We start from the raw sequence: 24,988 nt of genomic DNA, 5'->3' as shown, positions 1-24,988 counted from the left end.
GCAGAGCCTCACACCGTGTCATGGTCAAGCACCGGCGCCCACGGCCGGGTCGGGCACCCGGCCCGGCCGCCCGTCCGCACTTCCGTCCGTCCGCCCGTCAGTCCGTCACGTCGAACCCCCGCCGCTGCCCCAGCTCCCGCAGACTCCGCTGACCGGGGATGCCGTTGGCGTCCGAACCCGCGTAGCCGAGGCTGCGCTGGAAGGCCGCGTACGCCTGCACCGTCGTGCTGCCCAGCGAGCCGTCCACCCAGCGCTGCTCCAGGAACCCCTCGTCGACCAACGCCTGTTCGACGATCCGGACCTCGCCGCCGTAGGTCTGGTGGCCCTGCTCGGCGCCCGGGTCGGTCCGGGCCGCCGCGACGACGTGAGCCAGCGAGACGCGGCGCGGCGAGGGCAGCCGGCCGAGCAGCCGGCGCAGCGACTGCTCGCCCGGGACGCCGTCCGCGTCACTGCCCGAGTACCCCAGACTGCGCTGGTAGTCCTGGTAGTTGAGGGTGTCGGCATCCCGCCAGTCCTCGTCCGGACCGGTCGTGTAGTGCGCACCGTGCCCGGCCGCCACCAACGCCTCGCCCACCTCGCGGACCTGCGGCCCGTGCGCGCCGTAGCCGTACTCCAGGCCGTTGATCGTCACCCGTCGGCGGACCGGCGCGGTGTCGGACCGGGGCGGCGGCGGCAACGGACCGCCGCCCGCGGCGGCGGCGATCCCGGGCAGCACGACGTCGTAGAACTGCCGCACCCGGGCGTCCCCGGGGCACGACGTACCGCCGTCCGACCACTCCGGGAAGAGCCGGTGGAAGCCGAAGCCCGGGTCGTTCGCGCTCCGGCAGGCCCGCACCGGGATCCCGTGCCGCCCGTGCAGCCAGACGCCGAGCGCGACGAGGGCGGCGACCTGCGCGTCCGTCCACGGATCGGTGTTCTGGTCGTTGCTGGCCGACTCGACGCTCACCGCCCCCGTGCCGTCCGCCCTGCGGTTCGCCCCCATGTTGGCGTCCGCCCGGGTCTCGGTCCCGATGAACTGGCCCACACTGCCGTCGTATCCGACCCCGAAGTGCGACTCCAGATTGGTCGAGTCCCGCCAGTACTCGTAGATTCGGCGCGGCGCCCACGGCGCCGCGATGCTGTGGAAGATCACCTGCGTCGGCACGATCGCCGGCTGGTCGTCCGACTCGGGCTGAAGCTCCAGCTTCTCAGCGCCGGGGTACCAGGCCATCAGTCTCTCCTCGCCGGGCCCAGGGCAGTCCGCCCCTTACGCCCGACACACGAACCCCTCACCCCCTCACGAGCACACCCCCACCCCAAACCCCCCGTTCAGGTGAATTCCACCCCCGAACCTGGCTCTTGACGCCCGCGTCGGAGGGCTTGGGTCCCTGTCAGTGGGAACCCATAGGCTCACCCTCGGCTACGGGCATCGAGTCGATTGGGGAGTGATGCAGAGTGACCAGTGCGTACGAATCGGATCCCATCTTTGAGGCAGCACCCAGGCAGCTATCCAATCTGGTCACCCGCATCAGATCGGGCGAGATCGCCCTGCCGGACTTCCAGCGTGACTTCGTGTGGGACTCCTCCAAGACCGAGGAACTCATCAGGTCGATCATTTCGAAGTTCCCTGTCGGGACACTCCTCTTCTGGAAGCAAGGCAGCAATGAACTCTTCGCGAGCCGAAGCTTCGAGGGCTCGCCCGAGCTTGGCCAGAAGAAGCCGGTAGAACTTGTCCTCGACGGGCAGCAGCGCCTCACAGCCCTCTACCAGGCTCTTACCGGCACGGGCGACGAGCGCTTCTACCTCAAGGTCGACGAGTTCGTCGACCTTGAGAACGACCGCATTCTCGACTTCCATGAGGTGGACTTCGACAGGGCCATCATCTCGCTACCCGTGGCGACCGGCGCGGCCCAGGAGAAGAAGAACGCGGAGGTCCTCAAGAGCTCCCACTTTCCAGTGGCCGATGTCAGCGGTTTCGACAACTGGCTCGATGACTACGTCGACACCCTGGGCAGCGAAGATCCAGCTCTCGACCCGAAGTTCACGAAGTCTCTGTATCGAAGGATGCGGGACAAGTACGTGATTCCACTTCGCGCGTATGGCCTCCCGGTGGTCACCCTCCCCGAGACGACTCCCATAGAGGCAGTTTGCACGATCTTCGAGACTCTCAACAGGACAGGAAAGCCGCTCGGCGTCTTCGAACTTCTCACCGCACGCTACTACCCGCGCGGAGTGAATCTGCGGGACCACTGGGTCGACGCTCAGGCAAGCTACAAGACTCTGATCGACTTCAACGTCGACCCTTACAACGTGCTCCAGGCGGTCTGCCTGCGGGCCCACGGCTCCGCACAACGATCCGACCTGCTGAAGAAACTCGAAGCAGACGACATCAAGGAACACTGGAACGCCATAATCAAGGGAATAGCTGGGGTGATCGACATGCTCCAGGTGGATTGCGGACTGGTCGCCCCCAAGTGGCTCCCCTACGGGATGCTCCTGATCCCGATGGCCGCCGTGTGGCCAGAGATCTCAGAGCTGGACCCCCTGGATCGAGCGACCGCTTACGAGCGACTCCAGAGGTTCTACTGGTGCAGCGTGTTCACTACCAACTACGACCAAGGGGCGAACAGTCAGGTCGGCGCGGACTATAGCCTCCTCAAGTCCTGGGCTGTTTCCGGGACCGGCGAACCACCAGAGGCGGTGGCCGATCTTCCGCTGAGCGCATCGACGTTCCGAACCGCATCCGTTCGACGGAAGGCGCTCTACTCCGGCCTGATGTGCCTTCTGGTGACGAGCCGGGCGAAGGACTTCCACACGGGACAAGCGATGACGCCACACCGAGTGAGCGAGTCCCAGATCGACTCGCACCACATCTTCCCAAAGGCACATCTCAAGCGGACTAATTCAGCGACCAGCTCCGAACTTCTGTTGAATCGGAGCTTGATCGACGCCGAGACCAATAGGATCATCAAGGACAAGGCGCCCAGTGTGTATCTGAAGGAAATGTCAGACGCCTATGGTCCGGACAAGTTGAAGTCGGTCCTCGCCTCCCACGCGATCAAGATCGATGCAGCCAGTGGCATAGTTCAGGACCAATACGAGAAGTTCCTCGATGAGAGGCTTGAGACGGTGGTCAAGATGGTGGAGCGAGCGACCGGACGCTCCCTCATCGGCAGCTAGCGATGCGGTTCCGCGCCTGACGACGTGAGTGGCCCACGTGCCGCCCACCCCGAGGCGGGCGAGCACGGATCGCCTCGGGGTGGATACCTGCCGTTGAGGGACGACGACTGCGGCGGGCTTGGTGTGGCTAGCCGTCAGCCCGCGCGTGACAGGGTCTGACGCGGCACGCGCGACCGAGCCAGGCTCCGCGTCAGACGGACATCCGGGTGGGACAGCCCGGGACGGAATCGAAAAGGGCGGGTATCGGCATGTTGCCGATACCCGCCCTGATCTGGGCTTCCGCCACTAGCGGAGAGCGTGGGATTCGAACCCACGGTGCGGGGTCACCGCACGACAGTTTTCAAGACTGTTCCCTTAGGCCGCTCGGGCAGCTCTCCAGGCGGAGGTCAGCCTAACGGGTCCGGCGGGGTTCGGTGCACCGGTTTCGGGGTGGGGGTCAGTCGCCCACGCGCTCGGCCAGGGTGACCTTGGTGGTGCTGGTCTGGCCGTTGCGGGTGTACTCGACGTCGACGGTCTCGCCGGGCTTGTGCGTCCAGATCTTGCTGACCAGGGCCGGGCCGTTCTCGATCGGGCTGCCGCCGAGCTTGGTGATGACGTCGCCGGGCTTGAGGCCGGCCTTGTCGGCGGCGCCGCCGGGGGTGACGGCCGGGGTGCCCTGGATGTCGCGGGTCTGGATCTGCGCGCCGTCGCCCTTGTAGTCGTCGTTGCGCAGGACGTCCAGCTTGGCGTAGACCGGCTTGCCGGTCTTGATCAGGGTCTCGGCGACCCACTTGGCCTGGTTGATCGGGATGGCGAAGCCCAGGCCGATGCTGCCGGCCCGGCCGTTGGCCGAGGCGTTGGACTGGATCGCCGAGTTGATGCCCATCACCGCGCCGCCGGCGTCCAGCAGCGGGCCGCCGGAGTTGCCGGGGTTGATGGAGGCGTCGGTCTGCAGCGCGTTCATGTACGAGGACTGCGCGCCGGTCTCGTCGCCGGAGGCGACCGGGCGGTCCTTGGCGCTGATGATGCCGGTGGTGACGGTGGACTCCAGGCCGTACGGCGCGCCGATGGCGATCGTGGAGTCACCGACGTTGACCTTGTCGGAGTCGGCCAGCGGAAGCGGCGTCAGCTTGTCCTTGGGCGGGTTGTCGAGCTTCACCACGGCGACGTCGTAGCCCTCGGCGCGGCCGAGCACCGAGGCGCTGTAGGAGGTGCCGTCGGCGAACTTGACGGTCAGTTTGCCGCCGTTGGAGGCGGGCGCGACGACGTGGTTGTTGGTGAGGATGTGGCCCTCGGTGTCGAAGACGAAACCGGTACCGGTGCCGGACTCGCCGTTGCCCTGCGCCTTGATGGTGACGACGCTGGGCAGCGCCTTCTGCGCGATGCCGGCCACCGAGCCGGGGGCGGGCTCGTTCTTCTGGGTGCTGGCCTGGACGGTGGTGCTCCGGTGGTCGTCCGCGGCACTGATGCCGTTGTCGTCGCGGTCCGCGACGGCGACGCCGAGCGCCCCGCCCGCCACACCGGCGACCAGGGCGACGGCGGCGATCAGCGCGATCAGGCCGCCGCGCTTCTTGCGCGGGCCGCCGGGCCCGGGGGTGCCGGGGTACTCGGCCGGGTAGCCGAGCGGCCCGCCGGGGTAGCCCGGGCCGCCGGGGGCGGCGGGGCCACCGGGCGGGGCCTCGTGGCCGCCCCAGCCGCCGAGCGGCTGGCCGGCGCCGAACGGGTGGTGCGGCGCCGGCGCGGCCGGAGCGCCGTACGGGTCGTGGGACGCCGCCGCGACCGGGGCGCCCGGCGTGGCGTACGGGTTGGTGACCGGCGCGGCCACCGGGGCGGCCGGGGCCGGCGGCAGGACGGGCGGAGGTGCGTCGATGTACCCGGCCTCGGCGGCCGGAGCCGCCACCGGCTCGGCGGGCACGGCGGGCGCCGGGTCCGGGGCGCCGACCTTGCTGAACGCCAGCGTCGGCGTGAACCCGCCGGACGCGGGCGCGGCCGGAGCGGCGGGCGCCCCGGCGACGGTGTCCGTCACGGGCCGGTCCGCCTCGGGCGCCGCCTGGACGGGACCGGGCGCCACCTGCGCCCGACCGTCAGGAGCGGGACCCACTACCCCCTGGCCGTCGGAGGGCTGCTCCCCCTGTGGCCCGGTGGGCCCAACCTCGCGCTCGGTGCTCACGGACGACCTCCATAGCTGACAGGACCAACAACCATAGTTTTTCGCACACTCGATTCGATTGCCGTAAGGACCCCTCTGAAGAAGTCATAAGAATCCTTAGCCCGGCCCGACAACGGCCCCCACGCAGGCCCCCGCGGCGGCCCCCCGGCACCCCGTGCGAGGCCGCCCCGCGGCGTCCCGCGATGCGGACCGCCGGACGCCTGGCCTTGGCGTTCACTCCCGCGCCGGTTAGCCTGTCGCTCCAAACTGACACGCGGGAGCTTGGACCCACCAGGCTGAGAGTGCGCCGGTCGACCGTACGCCACGAGCTCCGTGGACGGACCGTCGAGGGGGCGCAGACCGCCGGAACCTGTCCGGGTAATGCCGGCGTAGGGAGTATCGGCCATGCCGCCTGCTTCGCCATCCTCTTCTTCGGGCGCGCCCGCGTCCAAGGGTTTCCCCGAATCGTCCGCGACCGATCCCTGCGACGCCACCGGCGGGGCGGCCGGTTCCACCGGAGCGGGCACCGCCGTCCTGGACCGGCCGGACCGGGCGGACCGGGTCGAGGCCCCGTTCGTCCTCGACACCGAGCCGCCGCGCACGCTCCGCTTCCGGGACCACTTCGCGCTCTGGATGAACCTCGGCGTCAGCCTGATCGGCTTCACCACCGCCGCCACCGTGCTCGGCGCACCCGGCAGCGAGCTGTCGCTGGCCGCCGCCGTCACCGCGATCGTGGTCGGCACCGTGGTCGGCACCGCGATGCTCGGCGTGGCCGCGCTGATCGGGGCCCGGACCGGCGCGCCGGCGATGGCCAACCTGCGCGGACTGTTCGGGACGAAGCTCTCCTACGTGCCGACGGTGCTGAACATCGTCCAGTGCATCGGCTGGGGCGTGTACGAGCTGCTGGTCATCGCGATGGGCGCGCAGACGGTGGCGCACACCGACGGCTACCGCTGGCTCTTCGTCGTCCTGGCGGGCGCGGTGACCACCGCGCTGACCATCTGGCCGCTCGGCGCGATCGCGGTGCTGCGCCGCTTCGTCGCCGCGGCGGTCGCGGTGGCGATGGTCTACTTCACCGTCCAGCTGGGCCGGGGCGGCGTGTCCGACCCGGGCGCGGGCAACTGGCACGGCTTCCTCCGGGCCACCGACGCGATGATCGCGGTGTCGATCTCCTTCGTCCCGCTGGCCGCCGACTACACCCGGCACTCCCGCACCGCCCGCTCCGCGTTCTGGGGCAGCTTCTCCGGCTACACCGTCGCCCAGGTCTGGTGCTACGTGCTCGGCCTGTTCGCGCTGCTGCAGGCCGACGGCGACGCCTCCCGGATCTTCGACTCGTTCCTGGGCGTCTGGGCCGGCTGGTTCTTCCTGCTGGTGCTGGTGCTGCGCGAGACCGACCAGTCCTTCGCCAACGTCTACTCGACCGCGATGTCGGTCCACAACCTGCTGCCGAAGGTGGACCGCCGGGTGCTGACCGGCGCCACCGGGCTGCTGATCACCGTGCTGGCCCTGCAGATCACCGAGTTCACCGACTCCTACTACGCCTTCCTCGGTCTGATCGGCTCGGTGTTCGTGCCGATGTTCGCGGTGCTGGCGGTCGACTACTTCCTCGGCGCCGGCCGGCGCGGCTGGAACCTCGCCGCCGACGCCCCGTCCCGCTGGCTGATGCTGCTGCCCTGGGCGCTCGGCTTCGCCGTCTACCAGCTGATCGCGCCGACCGCGATCGCCGGCTGGTGGACGGACTTCTGGACCTCCGTGCAGGAGGCCCTGCACTTCACGCCCCAGGAGTGGACCTCGGCGTCCCTGTTCGGCTTCCTGGTGCCGGCCCTGGTCACCTGGGCGCTCACCCCGCTCACCCGCCGGACCCCCGCCGCCTGACGCCCGAGAGGCCCGAGGCCCGACCCGGGCCCGCGGCAGCGCGCCGGGAAGGGCGGACGACGCGGCGCGCGGGCGAAGACGGCCCCGCAGGTTGGGGCCGTCTTCGCCCGGGTGTCACCTCCGCCGCCTATCGTGGACGGCGTGACCAGCCCTGACCTCTCCCCGGCGGCGGCGCGCACCGCGCGGCCCGTCCAGGTGATCGCCCACCGCGGTTCCTCGCACGCCCTGCCCGAGCACACGCTCGCGGCCTACCGCCGGGCGCTCGACGAGGGCGCGGACGCGGTCGAGTGCGACGTCCGGGTGACGGCCGACGGGCATCTGGTCTGCGTGCACGACCGCCGGATCGGCCGGGTCTCGGACGGCCGCGGCACGGTCTCCTCGATGACGCTGGCCGAGCTGGAGGCGCACGACTTCGGCGCCTGGAAGACGGGCGAGCCGAGCGCGGACCCGGACCTGCGCGGCGTCCTGCGGCTGGAGAGCCTGCTGGAGCTGGTCACCGACTGCGGGCGCCCGGTGGACCTGGCGATCGAGACCAAGCACCCGGTCCGTTTCCGGGGCCGGGTGGAGTCCGAGCTGCTGCGGATGCTCGACCGGTTCAAGATCGGCGGGGCGCCGGAGGGCGACCGCCCGCAGGCCCGGATCATGAGCTTCTCCTCGCTGGCGCTGACCAGGGTGGCCGCCGCCGCGCCGGAGTACCCGCGGGTCTTCCTGTTCGAGCGGATGCTGCCCCTGCAGGGCCGGCTGCGCCCGGGCGCCTCGCTGCCCGGCGGGGCCCGGATCGCCGGCCCGGGCATCGACCTGGTGCGGGCCCGGCCCCGGCTGGTGACCCGGCTGCGGGAGCTCGGCCACCAGGTGCACGTCTGGACCGTGGACGAGCCGGCCGATGTCGAGCTCTGCCTGGAGCTCGGGGTCTCGGGGATCATCACCAACCGCCCGGCGGAGGTCCTGGCCCAGCTCGGTCGCTGAACCGGTCCGCCGCGGAAAACCTCCCTCGCGCCCCACGGGTTTCTCCGGTTATTTCCGGCCCCCCGAGACCCGGTGGCCGCGCGCCGCGCTCCGGAATCACCCGGCACTTCCGCCCCGGCGGACCGCGATCGCTTGGGTAGGGCTCAAACCTTCATCCGCCGTTTTCTGACGGAAATCATGCGTTCTCACGACAGAGGGTGAGCGGGGAATCACCTGCAGCGCACCGTGTGTCGCCCGGCTTGAAATGTCCGCGCGGGATCGCCGTACGGTCGTTTCCGACCCATTACCAAGGGGCATCCATCCCTCGGCATACGCTGAAGGAGGTCCGGGGGTGGCGTTGATGGTGGCGCGTGAAGTGCCGACTTCATCGACCATGGCAGTGCCGCACGGCCCATCGAGTGTCGGGGTCGCACGGCGCCGACTGCGTCGAGATCTACGTGACCGGGAGATTCCGGAACCGGTCATCGATGATGCTGTTCTGATCCTTTCCGAACTGCTGAGCAATGCATGTCGTTACGCACGGCCGCTCGGCCCGCTGCCCGTGCTCGGACGCAGCGCCCGGGCGGAGATCGTCGACCAGATCCTCGTCGGCGTCCCCTCCGGTCCGGCCGAGCCGGCCAGGCCGGCCGGTGCTCCCGCGACGGGCGGCCCGGCCGTCCACGCCAGGAGCCGGGACGCGGGACAGGCCCGGCCGCAGGCCCACCCGGACGAGGGCGAGGGCAACGGCGGGGTGCTGGTCCGCTGGCAGCTGCACGCGGACGGGGTCCTCACCCTGGAGGTGACGGACGGCGGCGCGCAGACCCGGCCGTCGCCCGCCAGTCCGTCGCTGACCTCGCGCGGCGGCCGCGGGCTGAGCATCGTCGACCAGCTGTCCAGCGACTGGGGCGTGCGCGACGCGCCCGGCGAGGTCACGGTCTGGGCCGCCCTGCCCGCCCGGGCCCGGCACGCCCGGCGCACCGGCGGTGACGCCCGCAGCGCCTGAGCGTCGCCCCCGGCCGTCGGAGCGGGGCCCGGTGGGGCCTCCGCGGGGCGCCGCCCACGGCGGTCCGGGCGCCGCCCCCACGGGGTACTCTCCGCCCCGGCGCGTGCCCACGTGCCGGGGGAACGTCAGTAGGCTGCCCGGAGCACACCGAAACCGCCACCGGGAGAGCCGCACCATGGGCAAGAAGGCCGCCAAGAAGGCGCCGCAGCGCAGCCAGTCCACCACCGCCGTCACGGGCGAGATCCCCGTGGTCGGGGCCCGCGAGAACTGCCCCTGCGGTTCGGGCCGCCGGTACAAGGCCTGCCACGGCCGGGAGGCCTCGCACGCCGTGCAGGAGCTGGTGCACCGCCCGTTCGAGGGGCTGTCCGGCGAGGCCGACTGGGTGGCGCTGCGCGAGCTGGTCCCGGCCGCGACCGTGCCGCTGACGCTGGCCGCCGGGGTGGCCGAGGCCGCCAACGGTGACGTCCCGTCCGTGACCCTGGCCACCGTGCTGCCGCTGGCCTGGCCGGCGCTGCGCCGCCAGGACGGTTCGATCCTGCTCGGCCTGCAGACCCAGTCCTCCTCCGGCGACCTGAGCCGTGACCTGGCGGACGCCCTGGAGCTGGCGCTGGCAGCCGAGCCCGGCTCGCCCGTCCCGGCCCGCCGGACCGTGCCGGGCGGCCGCCGCCTGCAGGACCTGCTGGACACCACGGCCGAGTTCACGCCCGCCGTGCACACCGGCTTCGAGTTCTGGCTGGAGGACGCCGAGACCGCCACCGGCGAGGTGGCCGCCTCCCTGGAGCGCGCCAACGCCTCGGCGATCCCGACCGAGAAGCTCACCGGCGTGGACTCCGCGTACTGGTGCGGCACCCCGGACAAGAACCACCTGCGCTGGGTGATGACCGTGCCGGAGGAGGAGCTGCTGGACGCGCTGGCCCGGCTCACCGCCGCCGACCTGTCCTCGCTCGGCCCGGACACCCGGCTGGTCGGCTCCTTCCGTGCGCACGGCCTGACCGTCCCGGTCTGGGACCTGCCGCTCGCCATGACCGCCACCGACTGCGAGAAGCCGGCCGCCGAGTTCGCCGAGCGGCTCGCCGCGACGCTGGCCGACCCGGCGCCGCTGACCGGCGAGGAGCGGCGGGCCCGCGCCAACCTGGTGAACCGTCAGGTCACTTTGAACTAAAGGGGACTCGGATCCGGGTGATACGCGTCACATTGGCCGCCGGTACGGCAATTTCCGGGCGGGCAGGGGCTCTTGGAAATTGGCGCGGGCGCGGATCCTTGTTACTGTCTAAAGAGTCCGGTCGCTGGTGCATCCCCCGTCGCCAGCGGCCGGATCTTTTGTTTTCCGGCCCCGGCCCGCTCCGACGGGTGGACCGTGCCCGATCAGTACCCCGGCCGATCGGCCCGCCGGCCCGGCCGCGACCGACGCACCGGCCCCCGCCGCACCGGCCACGGGGGGCCGAACGACAGGGGCCGGACGAGGCGCGGAAGCCCCGTCAGTACGCCGAGCGCCCGCTGTCCAGCTGGACCGTCGCCTCGACCAACTCCCCCAGCAGCGGCCCGACCTCGGGCAGCCACACACCGCCGTCGGCCGCCGGACGCGGCGGCAGCACCCAGCGCACCCCGCCGCCCGAGCCGCCGCCCGGCGGCAGCGCCAGGAAACCGCCCGAGCCGTGGTAGCGCAACGAGCCCGGAACCCAAGGAAGTTGGGCGAGCATCTCGCCGAGCGCCTCCAGCGAGTAGGGGGCGACGAGCATCGCGTAGCGGCCGGGCATCGACAGGACCGGGCCGAGCGGGAGCCGCAGCGCGGCGAGGTAGGCGAGCGCCCGGGCACCGGCCGCCGCGGGCAGGCTGACCGCCGAGACCGTCCCGCCGGTCGCCGCGAGCACCGGCGCGTCCGGACTCTGCCGCTCCCACCACCACCGCACCATCCGGGCGTCGGTGGTGGCCGCCAGCAGCGACGGGTCGTGCGGGTGGGCGCCGGGGACGGAGCAGTCCGCGTCCCCGCACGAACAGTGGCCGCCAACCAGCAGCGTGCCGGGCACCACCGGCCAGCGGTGGTCGACCGCGGCGGCCAGGGCCGCGGCCAACCGGACGGAACGGACTGTCGACCGGCTCCTTGAGTTCTCGCGCATGGCGCTCGTTCCTTTCCGTGACCGCTCGGGTCGCTCCGGCCCCGCCGGCCGGCGGCCGGGGAAACGCCGCACGGGCCCGTACCGGGCCGGTGGGCTTGGCGAACGGCGTGGCGGGGATGGAGCACGGTGTGGAGCACGACATGAAAGAGCCGCGATGCGAACAGCCCTTGGAACGAGAATCCCGTATGCGACCGGATGGACGCCGCCCGGGCGCGGTTGGTTCCACCGTACGAGTGAGTGACTTCCGGCCGACCCGGCCGACGGGCGGCGAAAGCATACGATCCGGACGGCCGCGAGAGCCGTCCTGACGGTTCTGCCCGTTCTCCGGCGCTCCATGCCCGCGGGCCCGGCAGGGGCGCGCACGAACGGAGCGGGCCCCGGCCGGGCCCGGCGGGACGGAGAACCGGCCACCCGCGTCGTCATGGATCTGGACATGCCCCGAATGGCCTGTGTAGAAGTGGTGGCATTGCTGTCGATCAATGACGAGTAGTAGCGAATCGAGGCGAATCACGCCCTTTGGCCGTGCTCGCCCCCATCGGCCGTACCTGGGGGATCCGCATGACACGTACCACCGCGTCAGGAGTGGCGGCATGACTGAGTCCCACCCGTCGTCGACAGCCTCCGAGCCGGGCGATCCCCGTCGCCCCCGCGGGCTCTCGGTGCTCGACCATCCGGGCTTCCCCACGCCCCCCGCCGGACCGGCCGGGCAGCCGGGCTGCGCGGCCGACGAGCCGCCGGCCCGTACCGAACCGGCCGGCGGTACCGAACCGCCCGGCGCCCCGGAGGCCCGCCCGGCACCCCCGGCCGGGTTGCAGGACCGTTTGGCCGGACGGCTGTCCGATTTCACCAGCCTCCACGAGCACTCCGAGCGGCTGGCCCGCGCCCGCGGCCTGACGGCCACCCTGGAGGCCGTGCTGGCCTCCGGCGCCGCGCTGCTCGGCGCCGACCGCGCCCTGCTGGTCACCGCGCTGCCCGGCGGCGGCCCCAGCCAGCCGGTCGGGTACGGGCTCGACCGCGCCAGCCTCGGCGCGCTGGAGACGGTGCCCACCGAGCAGAGCCCGCTCGCCCGGCTGCTGCGCGATCACGACCGGCCCGACCGGCTGCAGTCGCGCGACCTCGCCACCGACCCCGCGATCGGCGCCCGGCTGCGCGAGCTCGCCGGCCACCTCCACCTCGGCGGCTGCCACGGGCTGCCGCTCGCCACCGCGGAGGACGGCCCGCTGGCCGCCGTCCTCTGGTTCTACGACGAGCCCGCCGAGCCCACCGAGCGCCAGTGCGAGCTCGTCCGCCGGTACTGCGACGTCGCCGCCCCGCTGCTGGCCAAGGAACTCGAAGCGGACCGGGTCCGGCGCACCACCGAGGCGCTCTGCCGCGGCCTGCTCCCGGACCGCCTCCCGCAGCCCGCCGGCCTGCGGCTGGCCGCCCGGCTCGTCCCGGCCGGGCTGGACCGCTCGGCCGGCAGCGACTGGTACGACGCCATCCCGCTGCCGGACGGCACCGTCGGCCTGACCGTCGGCAGCGTCTCCGGTGACGGTCCGGGCGCCGGCCCCTGCTCCGCCCCCGGCGCGGCCGCCGCGATGGGCCGGGTCCGGGCCGCGCTGCGGGCGTACGCCGTCCTGGAGGGCGAGGACCCGGTCTCCGTCCTGGGGGACCTGGAGCTGCTGCTCAAGACCACCGAGCCGGCCCGCAGCGCCACCGCCCTCTACGCCTGGATCGAGCCGGACGAGCGCCGGATCACCCTGGCCGGGGCCGGGCACTGCCCGCCGGTGCTGGTCACCCGGCAGGGCGCCGAGTTCGTGGAGACCTCGCTCTCCGCGCCGCTCGGCATGCTCTCCTGCTGGGAGGCGCCGGGCGTCGAGCTGACCGCCGGGCGCGGCGACACCCTGGTGCTCTACACCGAGGGCCTGGCCCGCCGCTGCGGCCCGACCCTGCACGCCGGACAGGCCAACCTGCGCCGGGCCGCCGCCGACGCCCCGCGCGACGTGCGGATCGACCCGGACCGGCTCTGCGCCCACCTGCTGGCCGTCTGCGCGACCCGGGAGGCCGGGCCCGCCACCGACGACCTGATGGTGCTGGCCGCGCGCTTCGAGTAGCCGGCGGCGCCCGTGGCCGCGGCCCGGCGGCGGGGCTTCCCGGGCCGAGGCCGCCGGAGGCCGGGCGGCCGGGCGTCCGTACCATGGACGCACGGCCGCCCACGTGTGTCGCGATCCGACGCCCCCCGGCCCTTCGCCCGGGGGACCCCCATGGGCGGCACCCGCGCAAGGAGGCGACGTACGTGACCGAGGACCGCACCCCGGCAGTGGCCGAGAACCCCGAGGCCGCCGGCGGCGAGGAGCCGCAGGAGTTCAAGGGCCGCAAGAACGGCCTGTACTCGGAGGTCTCCGACGAGCTCGCCGCCTCGATGAAGTCCGGCTGGGCCGACACCGAGCTGCACGGCCTCACCCCGGTCGCCCAGGCCCCGTACGCCGCCGAGCGCCGCGCCCGGCTCTCCGCCGCCTTCCCCGGCGAGCGCCTGGTCGTGCCGGCCGGCACCCTGCGGGTCCGGGCCAACGACACCGACTACAACTTCCGCGCCGCCAGCGAGTACGTGCACCTCACCGGTGACCAGACCGAGGACGCGGTGCTGGTCGCCGAGCCCACCGGCGCGGCCGGCCACGACTTCGGCCTCTACCTGCTGCCGCGCTCCGACCGCGAGAACGGCGAGTTCTGGCTGGACGGCTACGGCGAGCTGTGGGTCGGCCGCCGCCACAGCCTCACCGAGCAGGAGCAGCTGCTCGGCCTGCCGGTCCGCGACGTCCGCAAGGCCGCCGAGGAGCTGGCCGGGCGCGCCAAGGCCGACGCCGTACCGACCCGGATCGTGCGCGGCTACGACGCCGGTCTGGAGTCCGCGCTCGCCGAGGTGCTGGACGCCGACAAGGACGCCGGGCTCAAGGAGTTCCTGAGCGGCCTGCGACTGGTCAAGGACGAGTGGGAGATCGGCGAGCTGCGGGCCGCCTGCACCGCCACCGTCAACGGCTTCACCGACGTGGTGCGCGAACTCGGCCAGGCCGTCGCCACCTCCGAGCGCTGGATCGAGGGCACCTTCTGGCGCCGCGCCCGGGTCGAGGGCAACGACGTCGGCTACGGCTCCATCTGCGCCGCCGGCCCGCACGCGACCACCCTGCACTGGGTGCGCAACGACGGCGAGGTCCGCCCGGGCGAGCTGCTGCTGCTGGACGCCGGCGTGGAGACGCACAGCCTCTACACCGCCGACGTGACCCGCACGCTGCCGATCGACGGCCGGTTCAACGAGCTCCAGCGCAGGATCTACCAGGCGGTGTACGACGCCCAGGAGGCCGGCATCGCGGCGGTGAAGCCCGGTGCCCGGTTCCGCGACTTCCACGACGCCTCGCAGCGCGTGCTGGCCGAGCGCCTGCTCGCCTGGGGCCTGCTGGACGCCTCGGTGTACGACCTGGAGAAGGTGCTGGAGCTGGGCCTGCAGCGCCGCTGGACCCTGCACGGCACCGGCCACATGCTCGGCCTGGACGTCCACGACTGCGCGCACTCCCGCACCGAGGAGCACGTCGACGCGCTGCTGGTGCCCGGCATGGTGCTCACCGTCGAGCCCGGCCTGTACTTCCAGCAGGACGACCTGACCGTGCCCGAGGAGTACCGGGGCATCGGCGTCCGGATCGAGGACGACATCCTGGTCACCACCGACGGCAACGAGAACCTCTCGGCGGGCCTGCCCCGCCGTGCCGAGGACGTCGAGGCGTGGATGGCCTCGCTGGCCTGAGCCCGACCGGCACGCCACGGGCCCGGCTCCCCGGTGGGGGGCCGGGCCCGTGGCGCGGGCGCTACTTGGCCACCACCCGGACCGGGACGGTGCGGGTCCCGATGACGGTGGGCGGCCCCTGCTCCGGGGTCAGAAGCGCGCTGACGGTCACCGGCATGACCCCGGCGCCGTCCTGGGCCGTCAGCTTCATCCGGTACCTGATGGTGAAGGCGTTCCCCGGCTCCAGCGGGCCGGCGTCGTCGAAGACCGGCTTGCCCGCCGCCGGCGGGGCGATGGTCAGGGCCTTCCACGATCCCGCGCCGTTCGCGCGCTCCAGCGTTCCGGTCACGGCGCCCTTGCTCCCGGCGTAGGACTCCGCGACCAGCTGGGGCACCACCTTGGCGTAGCTGGTCCGGCCGGTGTTCTTGAAGGTCACGACGAACTCCACCGGAGTGCCGTCGTTCGGGAGCTGCTGACCCGTGGTGAGACCCTCCACGGTGACGCTGATGTCGTTCTGGCCCGCCACCGAGGGTGCCTGACGGCCGCTGAGGTCGATGGTGTCGAGGATCGACACCAGACCCGGCTGGTAGTCCGGCTTCAGACCGTTCGCCGTGATGAACACCTGATCGTCCTTCAGACCCCACATCTGGGCCGTGAAGTCCTCCCCGGGCTTGCAGGTCACCTGCCACTGCGTCTTCGAGATCGCCCGCCCGGCCACGATGTCACGGCTCTTGGCCGGCTCGCCGATCTTCGTGTAGGGCGCGGTGGGGACGTAGGGGTGTCCCCAGACCGGGCAGCTGGGCTGGTGGCTGAAGCCGGACGAGGAGTCCAGGTCGAACGCCGTCGGCCAGATCGCGTGCTCGGCCTCGTCGGCGGTGTTGTACGCGGTGATCAGCACGCCGTAGGGCGCACAGGCCTCCTGGGTCCAACCCGGCTGGGCACCCGTGGGCGCGCCCGGGCTCAGGACGCACAGACTGGTCCCCGCCGGGTCCGGCGGCACGACCCGCCAACCCGCCTGCACCTTGAACTTCACGCCCCGGAAGGTGTACGGGGTCGCGGGCGTGGTGGGTGGGGCGGTGCTGCTCTGGGTGCTGCGCGGGGTGGCGGCGCCGCCCGGGGCGGCCGGCTCGCCGGTGCCCGTGGGGTCGGCCGCCGGGGCGGAGGTCTCGGTGCCGGCCGCCGTCGGAGTGTCGGCGGGGGTCGGCTCCACGGTCGGGACCGCGCTGGGACTCGGGCTCGCGGAGGCCGTCACGGTGGCCGCCGGGCCGGGATCGCCCCGGTCGGCCACCGTGTCGCCGCGGAAGCCGAGCACGCCGAACGCCATCGCGGCGGCCAGGCCGAACAGCGGCACGGCGGCGAGGTAGACCGGCTTGAGCCGGCGCAGCCGCCGGTTCGGGGGTGCGGCCGGGCGCAGGTCGTGTGCGGTGATCTGCATCGCTCTGGCGTTCATGGCCTCGCGGAGCAGTCGTTCCATCGGGGTGTCGTCCGGCCCGTCACCGTCACCGCCGGTTCGGCGGGGAAGCTTGTCGGTCATCGAACCTTCTCCAGATGCTTTTCCAAGGCGTCCAAGGCCCGGCTGGCGGTGGACTTCACAGCGCCCCGGGAGAGTCCCAGGGTTTCCGCTATCTGTGCTTCGGACATGTCGGACCAGTAGCGCAGGACGAGTACCTCGCGCTGGCGGGGGGTCAGCTCCTGCAGGGCGACGAGGACGCGCCGGTGCTCGTCGTTGAGTACGGCGTGGTCCTCGGCCGAGGGTGCGTCGGCCTCGTGCGGGGGGACGTACTCGCGGGCGGTCTTGCGGCGGCGCAGCATCGAGCGGGCGCCGTTGACCACGCTGGTGCGCAGGTATCCGAGGGCGTTGTCCAGGTCGTCCAGTTGTTCGCCGTGGCGCTGGTAGAGCTGGGTGAAGGCTTCCTGTACGACGTCCTCGGCGAGGTCCTGGTGGTCGACGAGGAGGACGGCCATCCGTACCAGGCCCAGCCGGTGGGCGTGGTAGAGGCCGGTCAGGGTGGGGCGTTCCTCCGCCTCCTGCTTGCGCCCGCCGCGCAGCAGCCGGAATCCCGACCGGCGCTGCACCGCCTCGTGCTCGGAGCTCGACGGGTCGCCGTCCGACGGGGCGTCCCGGGGAGTGGCCGCCCCGCCCGCCTCCTGTGCGCCGAAGAGCAGTCCGACCAGCCCGGCGCGGAGGAAGCCGCCGCTCCTCCCGCCTCCCACGATCGGCCCGATGGCCATGGACATCCGCGTTCTGCTTTCCCCCAGGGACGGTTCCCGGCGTGGACCGGACCGTCGTGACACATGATCAAGATCTTGATCGGCGGGAATCCTGCCATCGCCTCGACCGCCGGCAGAACCCGCCCCCCACTGGTGATGGACGTGCGAGGAGGGCTGAGGTTGCAGGTGGCTTCGCAGAAGTTTTCGACCTGGCCGGAACGGCTACACTCACCCGCATCCCGCCACCGCTGCCCAGTCCGAGGGGACCTCATGGCCGACCAGCAGACCACCGGCCCGGTGGCCGTCGCGATCGGACGGCGGCCGGAGCCGGTGCACGATGTCGCGGTGTACGCCTTCGACGGCATGACGCCGTTCGAACTCGGCGTGGTGGTGGAGGTGTTCGGGCTGGCGCGGCCCGAGCTGAGCGGCCTGCTGGCCGCCCCCTGGTACGGGCTCAAGGTCTGCGCCGACCGGCCGGACACCGCGCTGCGGTCGGTCGGCGGCTTCTCGCTGACGGCGCACCACGGCCTGGACGACCTCGCCGCCGCCGACACCGTGGTGGTCCCCGGAGTCCCGAACGCCTTCAGCGGCGAGGTCTCCCCCGGGCTGGTCGCCGCGCTGCGCACGGCGCACGAGCGCGGTGCGCGGATCGTCTCGATCTGCTCCGGCGCCTTCGCGCTGGCCGCCGCCGGTCTGCTGGACGGCCGCGAGGCCACCACCCACTGGCGGTACGCCGAACTGCTCCAGCGCCGCCACCCGTCGGTCCGGGTCAATCCGGATGTGCTGTACGTGGACAGCGGCTCCGTCCTGACCAGCGCGGGCAGCGCCGCCGGGATCGACCTCTGCCTCCACCTGGTCCGCCGGGACCACGGTGCCAAGGTGGCCAACAGCGTGGCCCGCCGCTTCGTGGTGCCGCCGCACCGGGACGGCGGGCAGGCCCAGTTCATCGAGGCGGCGGTCCGGCCGGTCGACGAGGAGGACGACGGGATCGCCCGTTCCATGCAGTGGGCGCTGGACCACCTGTCCGCCCCGCTGACGATCTCCCTGCTGGCCCGGGCCGCCCGGATGTCCGACCGCTCGTACCTGCGGCACTTCACCGCCCGCAACGGCACCAGCCCGATGCGCTGGGTGATCAGCCAGCGCGTCGCGGCCAGCCTGCCGCTGCTCGAATCGCCGGACGGGTCGGTGGAGGAGATCGCCACCGCCGTCGGCTTCGAGAGTGCTGCGACCTTCCGGCACCACTTCGGCCGGGTGATGCGCACCTCCCCGACCGCCTACCGGCGCGGCTTCGGACGCGGCGTGGCCTGAAGCCGGGCGTGGCCCGAAGCCCAGCGTGGCCCGGGCCTGGGCGTGGCCCGGGCCGGCGGCCCTACGCCTGCTCTCCGGTGCGGAAGGCCGCGTTGGCGAGCATCGCGTCGTGCAGCCACTGGGCGAGGCCCGGGGCGAGCTCCTCGTAGGTGGCGGTGAACCGCGGGTCCGCGACGTACATCCCGGCGATACCGCGGTGGATCTCGAAGGTGCAGTCGTAGAAGTTGTCGCAGATGTGCTGCCGGTGGACCTCGGCGAGGTCCATGGCCGGACCGCCGTCGGCCGGTTCGCCGGCGGTGAAGGCCGCCACCAGACGGGCGTTGAGCGCGTCCGTCTCGGCCTTGATCCGCTGCCAGTCGCCCTTGTCGTAACCACCGGTGCGGCGCTGGGACTGCGCCCAGGCGTCGGTGTCGCCCCAGCGCTGCTCGGCCTCGGCCTCCCACTCCTCCCGGTAGGACTCGCCGAAGACCTCGAACTTCTCCTCCGGGGTCAGCTGGATTCCCATCTTCTGTGCCTCCATGGCGTGTTCGACGGCCGCGGCCAGGTCCTGGAGGTGGCTGATGCGGTCGGTCAGCAGTCGGTGCTGGCGCCGCAGGTGCTCGCTCGGGCTGACCGAGTGGTCGTCCAGGATGGCCGCGATCTCTTCCAGGGGGAACCCGAGTTCGCGGTAGAACAGGATCTGCTGCAGCCGGTCGAGGTCGGTGTCCTGGTACCGGCGGTAGCCGGCCGGGGTACGCCCCTGCGGGGCGAGCAGTCCGATCTCGTCGTAGTGGTGCAGGGTGCGGACGGTGACCTTGGCGATCTTCGCCACGGCACCGACCGAGTAGCCGCCGCTCATCCGGGCGCTCCCTTCTCGTTGGCCACGACTCTCCCGCCTCCCGTTGCGTGAGGGTCAAGCCCAGTCTTCCGGCGCGGCGGCGCGGGGAGGGCCCGCGCCGCGACGTCCGCCACGCCCGGTCCGCCCCGTCCCGCCACGCCCGCCCGGTTACGTCGCGCCACGCCCGCCCCGCCCGGCCCGGTCCGCCCCGGGGGCCGTCAGCCCCGTGCGAGTCTCCGAGCGGACCGCCCCGGACGGGCCCCGGCTTGGACGAAGCCGCCTATTGCCGGGCCGGACGGCAGCCGCCAGCATGGCGCCATGACCACCACCGCTGCGCCCCTGGTACGACGGCTGGCCGCGGAGGCGGTCGGTACGGCCGCGCTGGCCGCCGTCGTGGTCGGCTCGGGCATCCAGGCGGCCGCGCTGAGCCAGGACGGCGGGGTCCGGTTCCTGGCCAACGTCGGTGCCTCCGCGCTGGCCCTGGCCGTCCTGATCGAGCTGTTCGGCCCGCTCTCCGGCGGGCACTTCAACCCGCTGGTGACGGCCGGCGCGTGGTGGGCCGGCCGGCGCGACGGCAGCGGGCCGACGCTGCCCGAACTCGGCGGGTACGCCGCCGCGCAGCTGGCCGGCGCGGTCGCCGGGACGGGCCTGGCCAACGCGATGTTCGGGCGGCCGTTCGTCGAGCCCTCCGGACACGGCCGGGACGGCGGAGCGCTCTGGCTCGGCGAGGCGGTGGCCACCGGGACGCTGCTGCTGGTGGTCGCCGGGCTGACCGGCAGCGGACGCGGCCGCCTGGTGCCGGCCGCGGTCGGTCTCTGGGTCGCGGCGGCCTGCTGGGCCACCTCCTCCGGCGGGTTCGCCAATCCGGCGGTGACCCTGGGGCGGGCGCTGACCGACAGCTACACCGGGATCGCGCCCGGCTCCGTCCCCGGCTTCCTGCTCGCCCAACTGGCCGGGGCGGTGGCCGCGCTGGCGCTGGGCGCGGTGCTGTTCACCCGCTCCGGACCGGTCCGGAGCGGGTCCGTGCCGGACGACGCGCGGGAGCTCGTCGCGGGCCGGTCCGCCGCGACCGGCTGAACCGCCGGCCGGCACCCGAGCACCCACCGCCGTTCAGCCCACGGCCCCACCGCCGTTCAGCCCACGGCCCCCGCGGGCACGCGCTCGCGGCGCCGGGCGGCCCTGCCCCCGGTGTCTCCCCCGGGGCGCGGCCGGCGGCCCCGCCGGGTGGGCCAGAGCAGCACGTACGCGGCCGACAGCACCACGAAGGCCAGCCGGACGAAGCCGCGCGCCGAGTCGGACGGGATCAGCAGCGTGCCGCCGTACAGCGCGGCCAGCGCGATCCAGCTCCACCACGGCACCAGCCGCTGCTGGCCGACCGCGTCCCAGAGCAGGGTGCCGAGCAGGATCGAGGCCGTGTAGTAGGTGTAGACGCTGGGGTCGAACAGGATCCGGGCGTCCGCGCCCAGCAGGACGACGGCCGGCCACCGGCCGCGCCACACCGCGATGCTGCCCAGCGCGAGGCCCAGGCCGAACTGCAGCGGCCGGTCCCACCACGGCGTGGTCGGGTCGGTCACCCCGAACCACCGCAGCGCCGAGGCCGGCTGGTTGGGGATGGTGAACTTGGCGGCCGCCACCGTGTCCAGGTCGCCCAGGTAGAACGGCAGCCAGGCGACGGCCACCAGCCCGGCGAACCACAGCGCCGTGCGCAGCCAGGCCGGCCGGGGCAGCGCCAGGATCAGCGGGGCGAAGGCCAGCGCCCAGGGCTTGGAGTCCACCGCCAGCGCCAGGTAGACGGCGACCTGGACGGCCCGGCCCCGGCTGAGCGCGTGCGCGGCGAGGGTGGTGAAGAAGAGCGCCAGCACGTCGTCCAGGTGCGCGAAGCGGACCGAGACCTCCACCCACATCGGGATGAACGCCAGCCCGGCGACCAGCAGCCGCTGCTGCAGCCGGCGGTGGTTGGTGCCGGTGCCCAGGTAGTACCAGGCGGCGGTGCGGCCGACCAGGACGAGCATCACCAGGCCGAGCCCGGACATCGCGGCCTCGGCCACCAGCTGGCCGGTGTGCGCGGGGAACGGGCTGAAGAGCCGGGCGACGGCCAGGCTGACCGGACCGATCTGCAGTTCGGGGTGGTGGGCGTAGAGCGCGAGCCCGCCGTCGGTCTGGCCGCTGAAGAGCAGCTCCTCGCCCTGACGCAGGTAGTGCCAGGAGAAGCCGCCGCTGGGCTCGACCAGCAGGAACCAGAGGACCGTCCAGGCGACCAGCAGGACGTGGTGTCTGCGCACCGGCAGACCGGCGATCCGCCCGGTGGCGGCCTCGTAGTCGGTGGTGGACCGTGCCGACCGTACTCCCCGCACCCCTGTACCTCTCCCGCGCCGAGCCCCCCCTTCGGCCGGTCATCCTATGTGACCCGACGGAAGCGACCGCGCCCCTCGGGTGTCCGTGGAAGGACACCCGAGGGGCGCGGTCGTCGGCCGGGCCGGGCGGACCCGGCGGTGCCGGGGCCCGGCGGGCCGGATGGCCGGGCTCGGCCCGGGCCGGGTCAGCCCTGCTGGGCGGCCTTGCGGCGGCGGAGCAGCACGAGGGTGCCGGCGCCGACCGCGAGGACGGCGCCACCGGCGATGGCGATGCCGGTGGTGTCGTCACCGCCACCGGTCTGGGCCAGTGCCTTGTCGGCGTTGTCGGCCGCGTTCTTGGCCTTGGCGACGGCGGCCGGGGTGAGCTTCGGCGGCGTCACGGTCGGCACGGTCACCGGGAAGTCGATCGGCTCCTGGGCGCCGGTGCCGCCGGTGGACGGGGCGGAGGTGGTCGCACCGGTCGGCTGCACGCTCGCCGAGGACGACGGGCTGGTCGACGCCGAGGTGGTGGCGGTGGGCGTCGCCGTGGCGGTCGCCGTGGGCGTCGCCGTGGCGGTCGCGGTGGGCGTGGCCGTGGCGGTGGCCGTGGGCGTCGCCGTGGCGGTCGCGGTGGGCGTCGCGGTGGCGGTGGCCGAGGGCGAGTGGCTGGGCGAGTGGCTCGGCGACTGGCTGCCGGTCGGCTTGCCGGTGGTCTGGCTGGCGGTCGGGCTCGGCTTGCCGCCCCCGGCCTTGATGGTGAAGCCGGCGCCGGTGATGCCGTCGCAGCTGAAGTGGCCGTTGCCGACGGGCTCGTGGGACTGGTCGTCGAGCTGCTCGGAGAAGACGACCGGCACCACGCCGGCCTTGCCGAGCGGGGCGTCCTTGGTGAACGAGGCGCGGACCTTGATGGAGACGTCCTTGCCGCGGTTCACCGCGAGCATCGCGTCGTCGGAGTCGGCCCCGCCGAGCAGGATGAGCACCGCGTCGTCGTCGGAGTCCCCGCCGCCGGGGGCGACCGAGCCGGGCAGCCAGGCGCCGCCGGGCAGCTGGTACTCGACCTTGAGGTCGCCGGCCTCCAGGCTGCCCGCGCGGTTCTTGAACTTGAGCAGCGGGTAGAACACGAAGTCGTGCCGGGTCGAGTTGTCGATCCGGAAGGTGAACTCCCGGGCGTCGCCGCCCGCGATGAAGGTGTCCGGCACCCCGCGCACGGAGAGGTCCAGGCTCTGGCGCGAGGACTTGTCCGCCTGCGGTGCCGCGGTGGCGGACGGGGAGCCGGTGGTGCCGACGGCGACGGCGCCCTGGGCACCGGCCAGCACCATCGAAGAGGCGAGGGCGGCGGCGCCGGCGAGGGCGAGGCTGCGACGTATGGACATGGGCAAGGAAGACCTCACGGATGAGTCCGGGCGTGGCCCGGGAGCGCGGAAGGACTGGGTTGTCCGAACTGTGGTCCCCCCACGAAGCTGAAAGTCCGACGGAGACTACCGAAAGATCCAGCCAGATCGTAAGGCGGGTGCCACCCTTCGTGCACCACCCTGACCGGATACTGTCCGATTGGCCCAACTCCGTCACTCGGTAAGGCTTTTGTGCCCTACCGTCAGATGACCGCAGGGTGACCGGTACACGTCCGGAACACCGCGTCCGACAGCGCCGCACTGGCGGGAAACCGCTGTCGGGCGGCCATGCTCCCACGGACCGCCGCCGGGGCCGGCCGGTCGGGCCTCCCCGCCCTCGTCGGAGAGGTCCGGCCGGTGGGCGGGCGTCAGCCCGCGAAGAAGGACTTGGCGGCGACCAGCGCCCGCTCGTCGTTCAGCACGTCGCCCGGCCGGGTGCCGTTGCCGAGCAGCGCGCCGCCCCAGCGCATGCCCATGTAGTCGGCGCAGAGCCGCAGGGTGGCGATCAGCGGGTCCGCCTTGTCCGGCTCGGTGGCCAGGGCGGTGACGGCCCAGATGGTGCCGCCGGAGAGCCGGGCGCGGAAGTCCGCCCCGGGCACCCGCAGCCAGGCGGACCAGTGGTCGAGGTAGAGCTTGGCGCTGGTCGGCAGCGAGTACCAGTACACCGGGGCGACGAAGACCAGGTCGGTCGCGGCCAGGGTGGCGTCCAGCAGGGTGCGTTCGTGGCCGGCCGGCTCGGGGAAGCCGCCGTCCTCACTGTGCCGGCGGTCCTCGAAGGGGGGCAGCGGGTGCTCGCTCAGCCGCAGCCACCGCTGCTCGGCACCGGGCGGCAGACTCGCCCCCGCGGCCAGCCGGGCCAGCTGTTCGGAGTTGCCGTCCGGGCGCGAACTGGCGTTCAGGAAGAGGAACGAACGCGGCGCAGCGGCGCCGGCGGTGTGCTCGGACATCAGGACCCCCGTGCGGATGGCGACAGAAGGCCCGAGCGTACGACAGCCCTCCGACGGGCCCGGCGGCGACTACTCCGGCAGGCCCGCCCGGCGGCGGGCGACGGCCGCGACGGCCGCCCAGTCCTTCTCGCCGTCACCGTGCGCCAGGGCGTCGAGGAAGGCGTCCCGCAGCACGCTGCCGAAGGGCAGCGGCACGTGCGCCCCGGCGCCGGCGGTCAGCGCGAGATCGACGTCCTTGAGACCCAGCGGCAGCTTGAAACCGGCCGGTTCGTACCGGCGCTCGGCGACCATCGCCCCGTAGCCGGAGTAGACCGGCCCGGGGAAGAGCGTGGCGGTGAGCATCTCGACCAGATCGGTCGGGCGGACGCCGTTGGCCTCGGCCAGGCTGCACGCCTCGGCCATCGACTCGATCGCGCAGGCCAGCAGGAAGTTGGCGCTGATCTTGGCGGTGTTGGCCTGGCGCGGGTGGTCGCCGAAGTGCCACGTCCGCCGCCCCATCGCGGCGAGCAGCGGTTCGGCCAGGGCGAGCGCCTCCGGGGCCCCGGCGGCCAGGATGTTCAGCTCGCCGGCTGCCGCCACCGGGGGCCGGCCGAGGACCGGCGCGGCGACGTAGCCGATGCCGTGCTCGGCGTGCAGGGCCTCGGCCCGCTCCGCGAGCGCCACCGAGACCGTGGCCATGTTGACGTGCAGGGTGGCCCGGGCGCCGGCCAGCAGGGCCGGATCGAGCAGCAGCCGCTCGAACGCGGCGTCGTCGGCGAGCATGGAGACCACCGCCTCGGCGGCGAACGCACCGGCCGGGCCGTCGGCCGCCTCGGCGCCCCGGTCGACCAGCGCGGCCACCGGCCCGGGCGAGCGGTTCCAGACCCGCACCCGGTACCCGGCCCGCAACAGGCTGGCGGCCATGCCCTGCCCCATCGCGCCGAGCCCCACGAAGCCGACCGTCGTCACTGCCATCGCCCACTCCCGTCGTCGCCGCCCGGCGGACCGCGCCACGGACCGC

At 73.2% G+C, this 24,988-nt stretch carries 19 protein-coding genes and 1 tRNA gene; 9 read left to right on the top strand and 11 right to left on the bottom strand.

Annotated features, from left to right (window positions below; all coding sequences use genetic code 11):
• Positions 1–97 precede the first annotated feature (97 nt).
• Entirely contained in the window at positions 98–1,210 is a 1,113-nt protein-coding gene (locus ACZ4UX_RS01170) for a peptidoglycan-binding protein (RefSeq protein WP_359804062.1), read from the bottom strand.
• 224 nt (positions 1,211–1,434) lie between these two features.
• Here ACZ4UX_RS01170 and ACZ4UX_RS01165 point away from each other — a divergent pair, with 224 nt between their 5' ends.
• Positions 1,435–3,159 carry a GmrSD restriction endonuclease domain-containing protein gene (locus ACZ4UX_RS01165; protein WP_465704749.1) on the top strand — a complete coding sequence of 575 codons (1,725 nt, stop codon included), beginning with the start codon at positions 1,435–1,437 and terminating at the stop codon, positions 3,157–3,159.
• 289 nt (positions 3,160–3,448) lie between these two features.
• Here the strand turns inward: ACZ4UX_RS01165 and ACZ4UX_RS01160 are convergent.
• A tRNA-Ser gene (locus ACZ4UX_RS01160) sits at positions 3,449–3,536 on the bottom strand.
• 59 nt (positions 3,537–3,595) lie between these two features.
• Positions 3,596–5,164 carry a S1C family serine protease gene (locus tag ACZ4UX_RS01155; protein WP_465704747.1) on the bottom strand — a complete coding sequence of 523 codons (1,569 nt, stop codon included), beginning with the start codon at positions 5,162–5,164 and terminating at the stop codon, positions 3,596–3,598.
• A 528-nt stretch (positions 5,165–5,692) separates the two neighbouring features.
• On the opposite strand from ACZ4UX_RS01155, the gene ACZ4UX_RS01150 reads away from it, so the two are divergent.
• From ACZ4UX_RS01150 to ACZ4UX_RS01135, 4 genes are all read left to right on the top strand, one after another.
• The gene (locus ACZ4UX_RS01150; protein WP_329488672.1) at positions 5,693–7,162 is read left to right on the top strand and encodes a purine-cytosine permease family protein; all 1,470 of its coding nucleotides are present in this window, start codon (positions 5,693–5,695) and stop codon (positions 7,160–7,162) included.
• Positions 7,163–7,303: 141 nt separating this feature from the next.
• On the top strand, positions 7,304–8,128 hold the full coding sequence (locus ACZ4UX_RS01145) for a glycerophosphodiester phosphodiesterase family protein (RefSeq protein WP_465704745.1): 825 nt from the start codon (positions 7,304–7,306) through the stop codon (positions 8,126–8,128).
• A 340-nt stretch (positions 8,129–8,468) separates the two neighbouring features.
• Positions 8,469–9,110 carry an ATP-binding protein gene (locus ACZ4UX_RS01140; protein ID WP_465705392.1) on the top strand — a complete coding sequence of 214 codons (642 nt, stop codon included), beginning with the start codon at positions 8,469–8,471 and terminating at the stop codon, positions 9,108–9,110.
• 175 nt (positions 9,111–9,285) lie between these two features.
• Positions 9,286–10,272, top strand: coding sequence for a DUF5926 family protein (locus tag ACZ4UX_RS01135; protein WP_465704743.1), 987 nt, complete (start codon positions 9,286–9,288; stop codon positions 10,270–10,272).
• A gap of 316 nt (positions 10,273–10,588) precedes the next feature.
• Here the strand turns inward: ACZ4UX_RS01135 and ACZ4UX_RS01130 are convergent, their stop codons facing one another.
• Positions 10,589–11,227, bottom strand: coding sequence for a bifunctional DNA primase/polymerase (locus tag ACZ4UX_RS01130; protein ID WP_329488676.1), 639 nt, complete (start codon positions 11,225–11,227; stop codon positions 10,589–10,591).
• 590 nt (positions 11,228–11,817) lie between these two features.
• Between ACZ4UX_RS01130 and ACZ4UX_RS01125 the strand changes: the two genes are divergently transcribed.
• Both ACZ4UX_RS01125 and ACZ4UX_RS01120 read left to right on the top strand, forming a co-directional pair.
• Complete coding sequence (locus ACZ4UX_RS01125; RefSeq protein ID WP_465704741.1) at positions 11,818–13,320, top strand: PP2C family protein-serine/threonine phosphatase; 1,503 nt, start codon at positions 11,818–11,820, stop codon at positions 13,318–13,320.
• 182 nt (positions 13,321–13,502) lie between these two features.
• Positions 13,503–15,002 carry an aminopeptidase P family protein gene (locus tag ACZ4UX_RS01120; protein WP_465704739.1) on the top strand — a complete coding sequence of 500 codons (1,500 nt, stop codon included), beginning with the start codon at positions 13,503–13,505 and terminating at the stop codon, positions 15,000–15,002.
• A 61-nt stretch (positions 15,003–15,063) separates the two neighbouring features.
• Here the strand turns inward: ACZ4UX_RS01120 and ACZ4UX_RS01115 are convergent, their stop codons facing one another.
• Together ACZ4UX_RS01115 and ACZ4UX_RS01110 are read right to left on the bottom strand one after the other, a co-directional pair.
• Complete coding sequence (locus ACZ4UX_RS01115; protein WP_465704737.1) at positions 15,064–16,515, bottom strand: hypothetical protein; 1,452 nt, start codon at positions 16,513–16,515, stop codon at positions 15,064–15,066.
• On the bottom strand, positions 16,512–17,219 hold the full coding sequence (locus ACZ4UX_RS01110; RefSeq protein ID WP_465704735.1) for an RNA polymerase sigma factor: 708 nt from the start codon (positions 17,217–17,219) through the stop codon (positions 16,512–16,514). The genes ACZ4UX_RS01115 and ACZ4UX_RS01110 overlap by 4 nt, the downstream gene beginning before the upstream one ends.
• Before the next feature lie 243 nt (positions 17,220–17,462).
• Here ACZ4UX_RS01110 and ACZ4UX_RS01105 point away from each other — a divergent pair, with 243 nt between their 5' ends.
• On the top strand, positions 17,463–18,500 hold the full coding sequence (locus tag ACZ4UX_RS01105; protein ID WP_329488681.1) for a helix-turn-helix domain-containing protein: 1,038 nt from the start codon (positions 17,463–17,465) through the stop codon (positions 18,498–18,500).
• 61 nt (positions 18,501–18,561) lie between these two features.
• On the opposite strand, the gene ACZ4UX_RS01100 is transcribed toward ACZ4UX_RS01105, so the two are convergent.
• The gene (locus tag ACZ4UX_RS01100; RefSeq protein WP_352290416.1) at positions 18,562–19,338 is read right to left on the bottom strand and encodes a MerR family transcriptional regulator; all 777 of its coding nucleotides are present in this window, start codon (positions 19,336–19,338) and stop codon (positions 18,562–18,564) included.
• 297 nt (positions 19,339–19,635) lie between these two features.
• Here ACZ4UX_RS01100 and ACZ4UX_RS01095 point away from each other — a divergent pair, with 297 nt between their 5' ends.
• Positions 19,636–20,394 carry an aquaporin gene (locus ACZ4UX_RS01095; protein WP_465704732.1) on the top strand — a complete coding sequence of 253 codons (759 nt, stop codon included), beginning with the start codon at positions 19,636–19,638 and terminating at the stop codon, positions 20,392–20,394.
• Between the two features lie 56 nt (positions 20,395–20,450).
• Here the strand turns inward: ACZ4UX_RS01095 and ACZ4UX_RS01090 are convergent, their stop codons facing one another.
• From ACZ4UX_RS01090 to ACZ4UX_RS01075, 4 genes are all read right to left on the bottom strand, one after another.
• Complete coding sequence (locus ACZ4UX_RS01090) at positions 20,451–21,671, bottom strand: hypothetical protein (RefSeq protein ID WP_465704730.1); 1,221 nt, start codon at positions 21,669–21,671, stop codon at positions 20,451–20,453.
• A gap of 185 nt (positions 21,672–21,856) precedes the next feature.
• The gene (locus tag ACZ4UX_RS01085; RefSeq protein WP_465704728.1) at positions 21,857–23,023 is read right to left on the bottom strand and encodes an LPXTG cell wall anchor domain-containing protein; all 1,167 of its coding nucleotides are present in this window, start codon (positions 23,021–23,023) and stop codon (positions 21,857–21,859) included.
• 386 nt (positions 23,024–23,409) lie between these two features.
• Complete coding sequence (locus ACZ4UX_RS01080; protein WP_465704726.1) at positions 23,410–23,988, bottom strand: flavodoxin family protein; 579 nt, start codon at positions 23,986–23,988, stop codon at positions 23,410–23,412.
• A 69-nt stretch (positions 23,989–24,057) separates the two neighbouring features.
• The gene (locus ACZ4UX_RS01075) at positions 24,058–24,942 is read right to left on the bottom strand and encodes an NAD(P)-dependent oxidoreductase (RefSeq protein ID WP_465704724.1); all 885 of its coding nucleotides are present in this window, start codon (positions 24,940–24,942) and stop codon (positions 24,058–24,060) included.
• Positions 24,943–24,988: the final 46 nt, after the last annotated feature.

Source organism: Kitasatospora sp. NPDC028961 (genome assembly GCF_055564815.1).
Note: the sequence above shows the minus strand (reverse complement) of the source record. Positions and strands in the feature narration are given on the sequence as shown.

Excerpts from the sequence above, each read along its gene's own strand:
- ACZ4UX_RS01105 (WP_329488681.1), top strand. The coding sequence starts at position 17,463 with ATGGCCGACCAGCAGACCACCGGCCCGGTGGCCGTCGCGATCGGACGG.
- ACZ4UX_RS01075 (WP_465704724.1), bottom strand. The coding sequence starts at position 24,942 with ATGGCAGTGACGACGGTCGGCTTCGTGGGGCTCGGCGCGATGGGGCAG.
- ACZ4UX_RS01115 (WP_465704737.1), bottom strand. The coding sequence starts at position 16,515 with ATGACCGACAAGCTTCCCCGCCGAACCGGCGGTGACGGTGACGGGCCG.
- ACZ4UX_RS01110 (WP_465704735.1), bottom strand. The coding sequence starts at position 17,219 with ATGTCCATGGCCATCGGGCCGATCGTGGGAGGCGGGAGGAGCGGCGGC.
- ACZ4UX_RS01150 (WP_329488672.1), top strand. The coding sequence starts at position 5,693 with ATGCCGCCTGCTTCGCCATCCTCTTCTTCGGGCGCGCCCGCGTCCAAG.
- ACZ4UX_RS01100 (WP_352290416.1), bottom strand. The coding sequence starts at position 19,338 with ATGAGCGGCGGCTACTCGGTCGGTGCCGTGGCGAAGATCGCCAAGGTC.
- ACZ4UX_RS01085 (WP_465704728.1), bottom strand. The coding sequence starts at position 23,023 with ATGTCCATACGTCGCAGCCTCGCCCTCGCCGGCGCCGCCGCCCTCGCC.
- ACZ4UX_RS01135 (WP_465704743.1), top strand. The coding sequence starts at position 9,286 with ATGGGCAAGAAGGCCGCCAAGAAGGCGCCGCAGCGCAGCCAGTCCACC.
- ACZ4UX_RS01125 (WP_465704741.1), top strand. The coding sequence starts at position 11,818 with ATGACTGAGTCCCACCCGTCGTCGACAGCCTCCGAGCCGGGCGATCCC.
- ACZ4UX_RS01095 (WP_465704732.1), top strand. The coding sequence starts at position 19,636 with ATGACCACCACCGCTGCGCCCCTGGTACGACGGCTGGCCGCGGAGGCG.
- ACZ4UX_RS01140 (WP_465705392.1), top strand. The coding sequence starts at position 8,469 with ATGGTGGCGCGTGAAGTGCCGACTTCATCGACCATGGCAGTGCCGCAC.
- ACZ4UX_RS01130 (WP_329488676.1), bottom strand. The coding sequence starts at position 11,227 with ATGCGCGAGAACTCAAGGAGCCGGTCGACAGTCCGTTCCGTCCGGTTG.
- ACZ4UX_RS01080 (WP_465704726.1), bottom strand. The coding sequence starts at position 23,988 with ATGTCCGAGCACACCGCCGGCGCCGCTGCGCCGCGTTCGTTCCTCTTC.
- ACZ4UX_RS01170 (WP_359804062.1), bottom strand. The coding sequence starts at position 1,210 with ATGGCCTGGTACCCCGGCGCTGAGAAGCTGGAGCTTCAGCCCGAGTCG.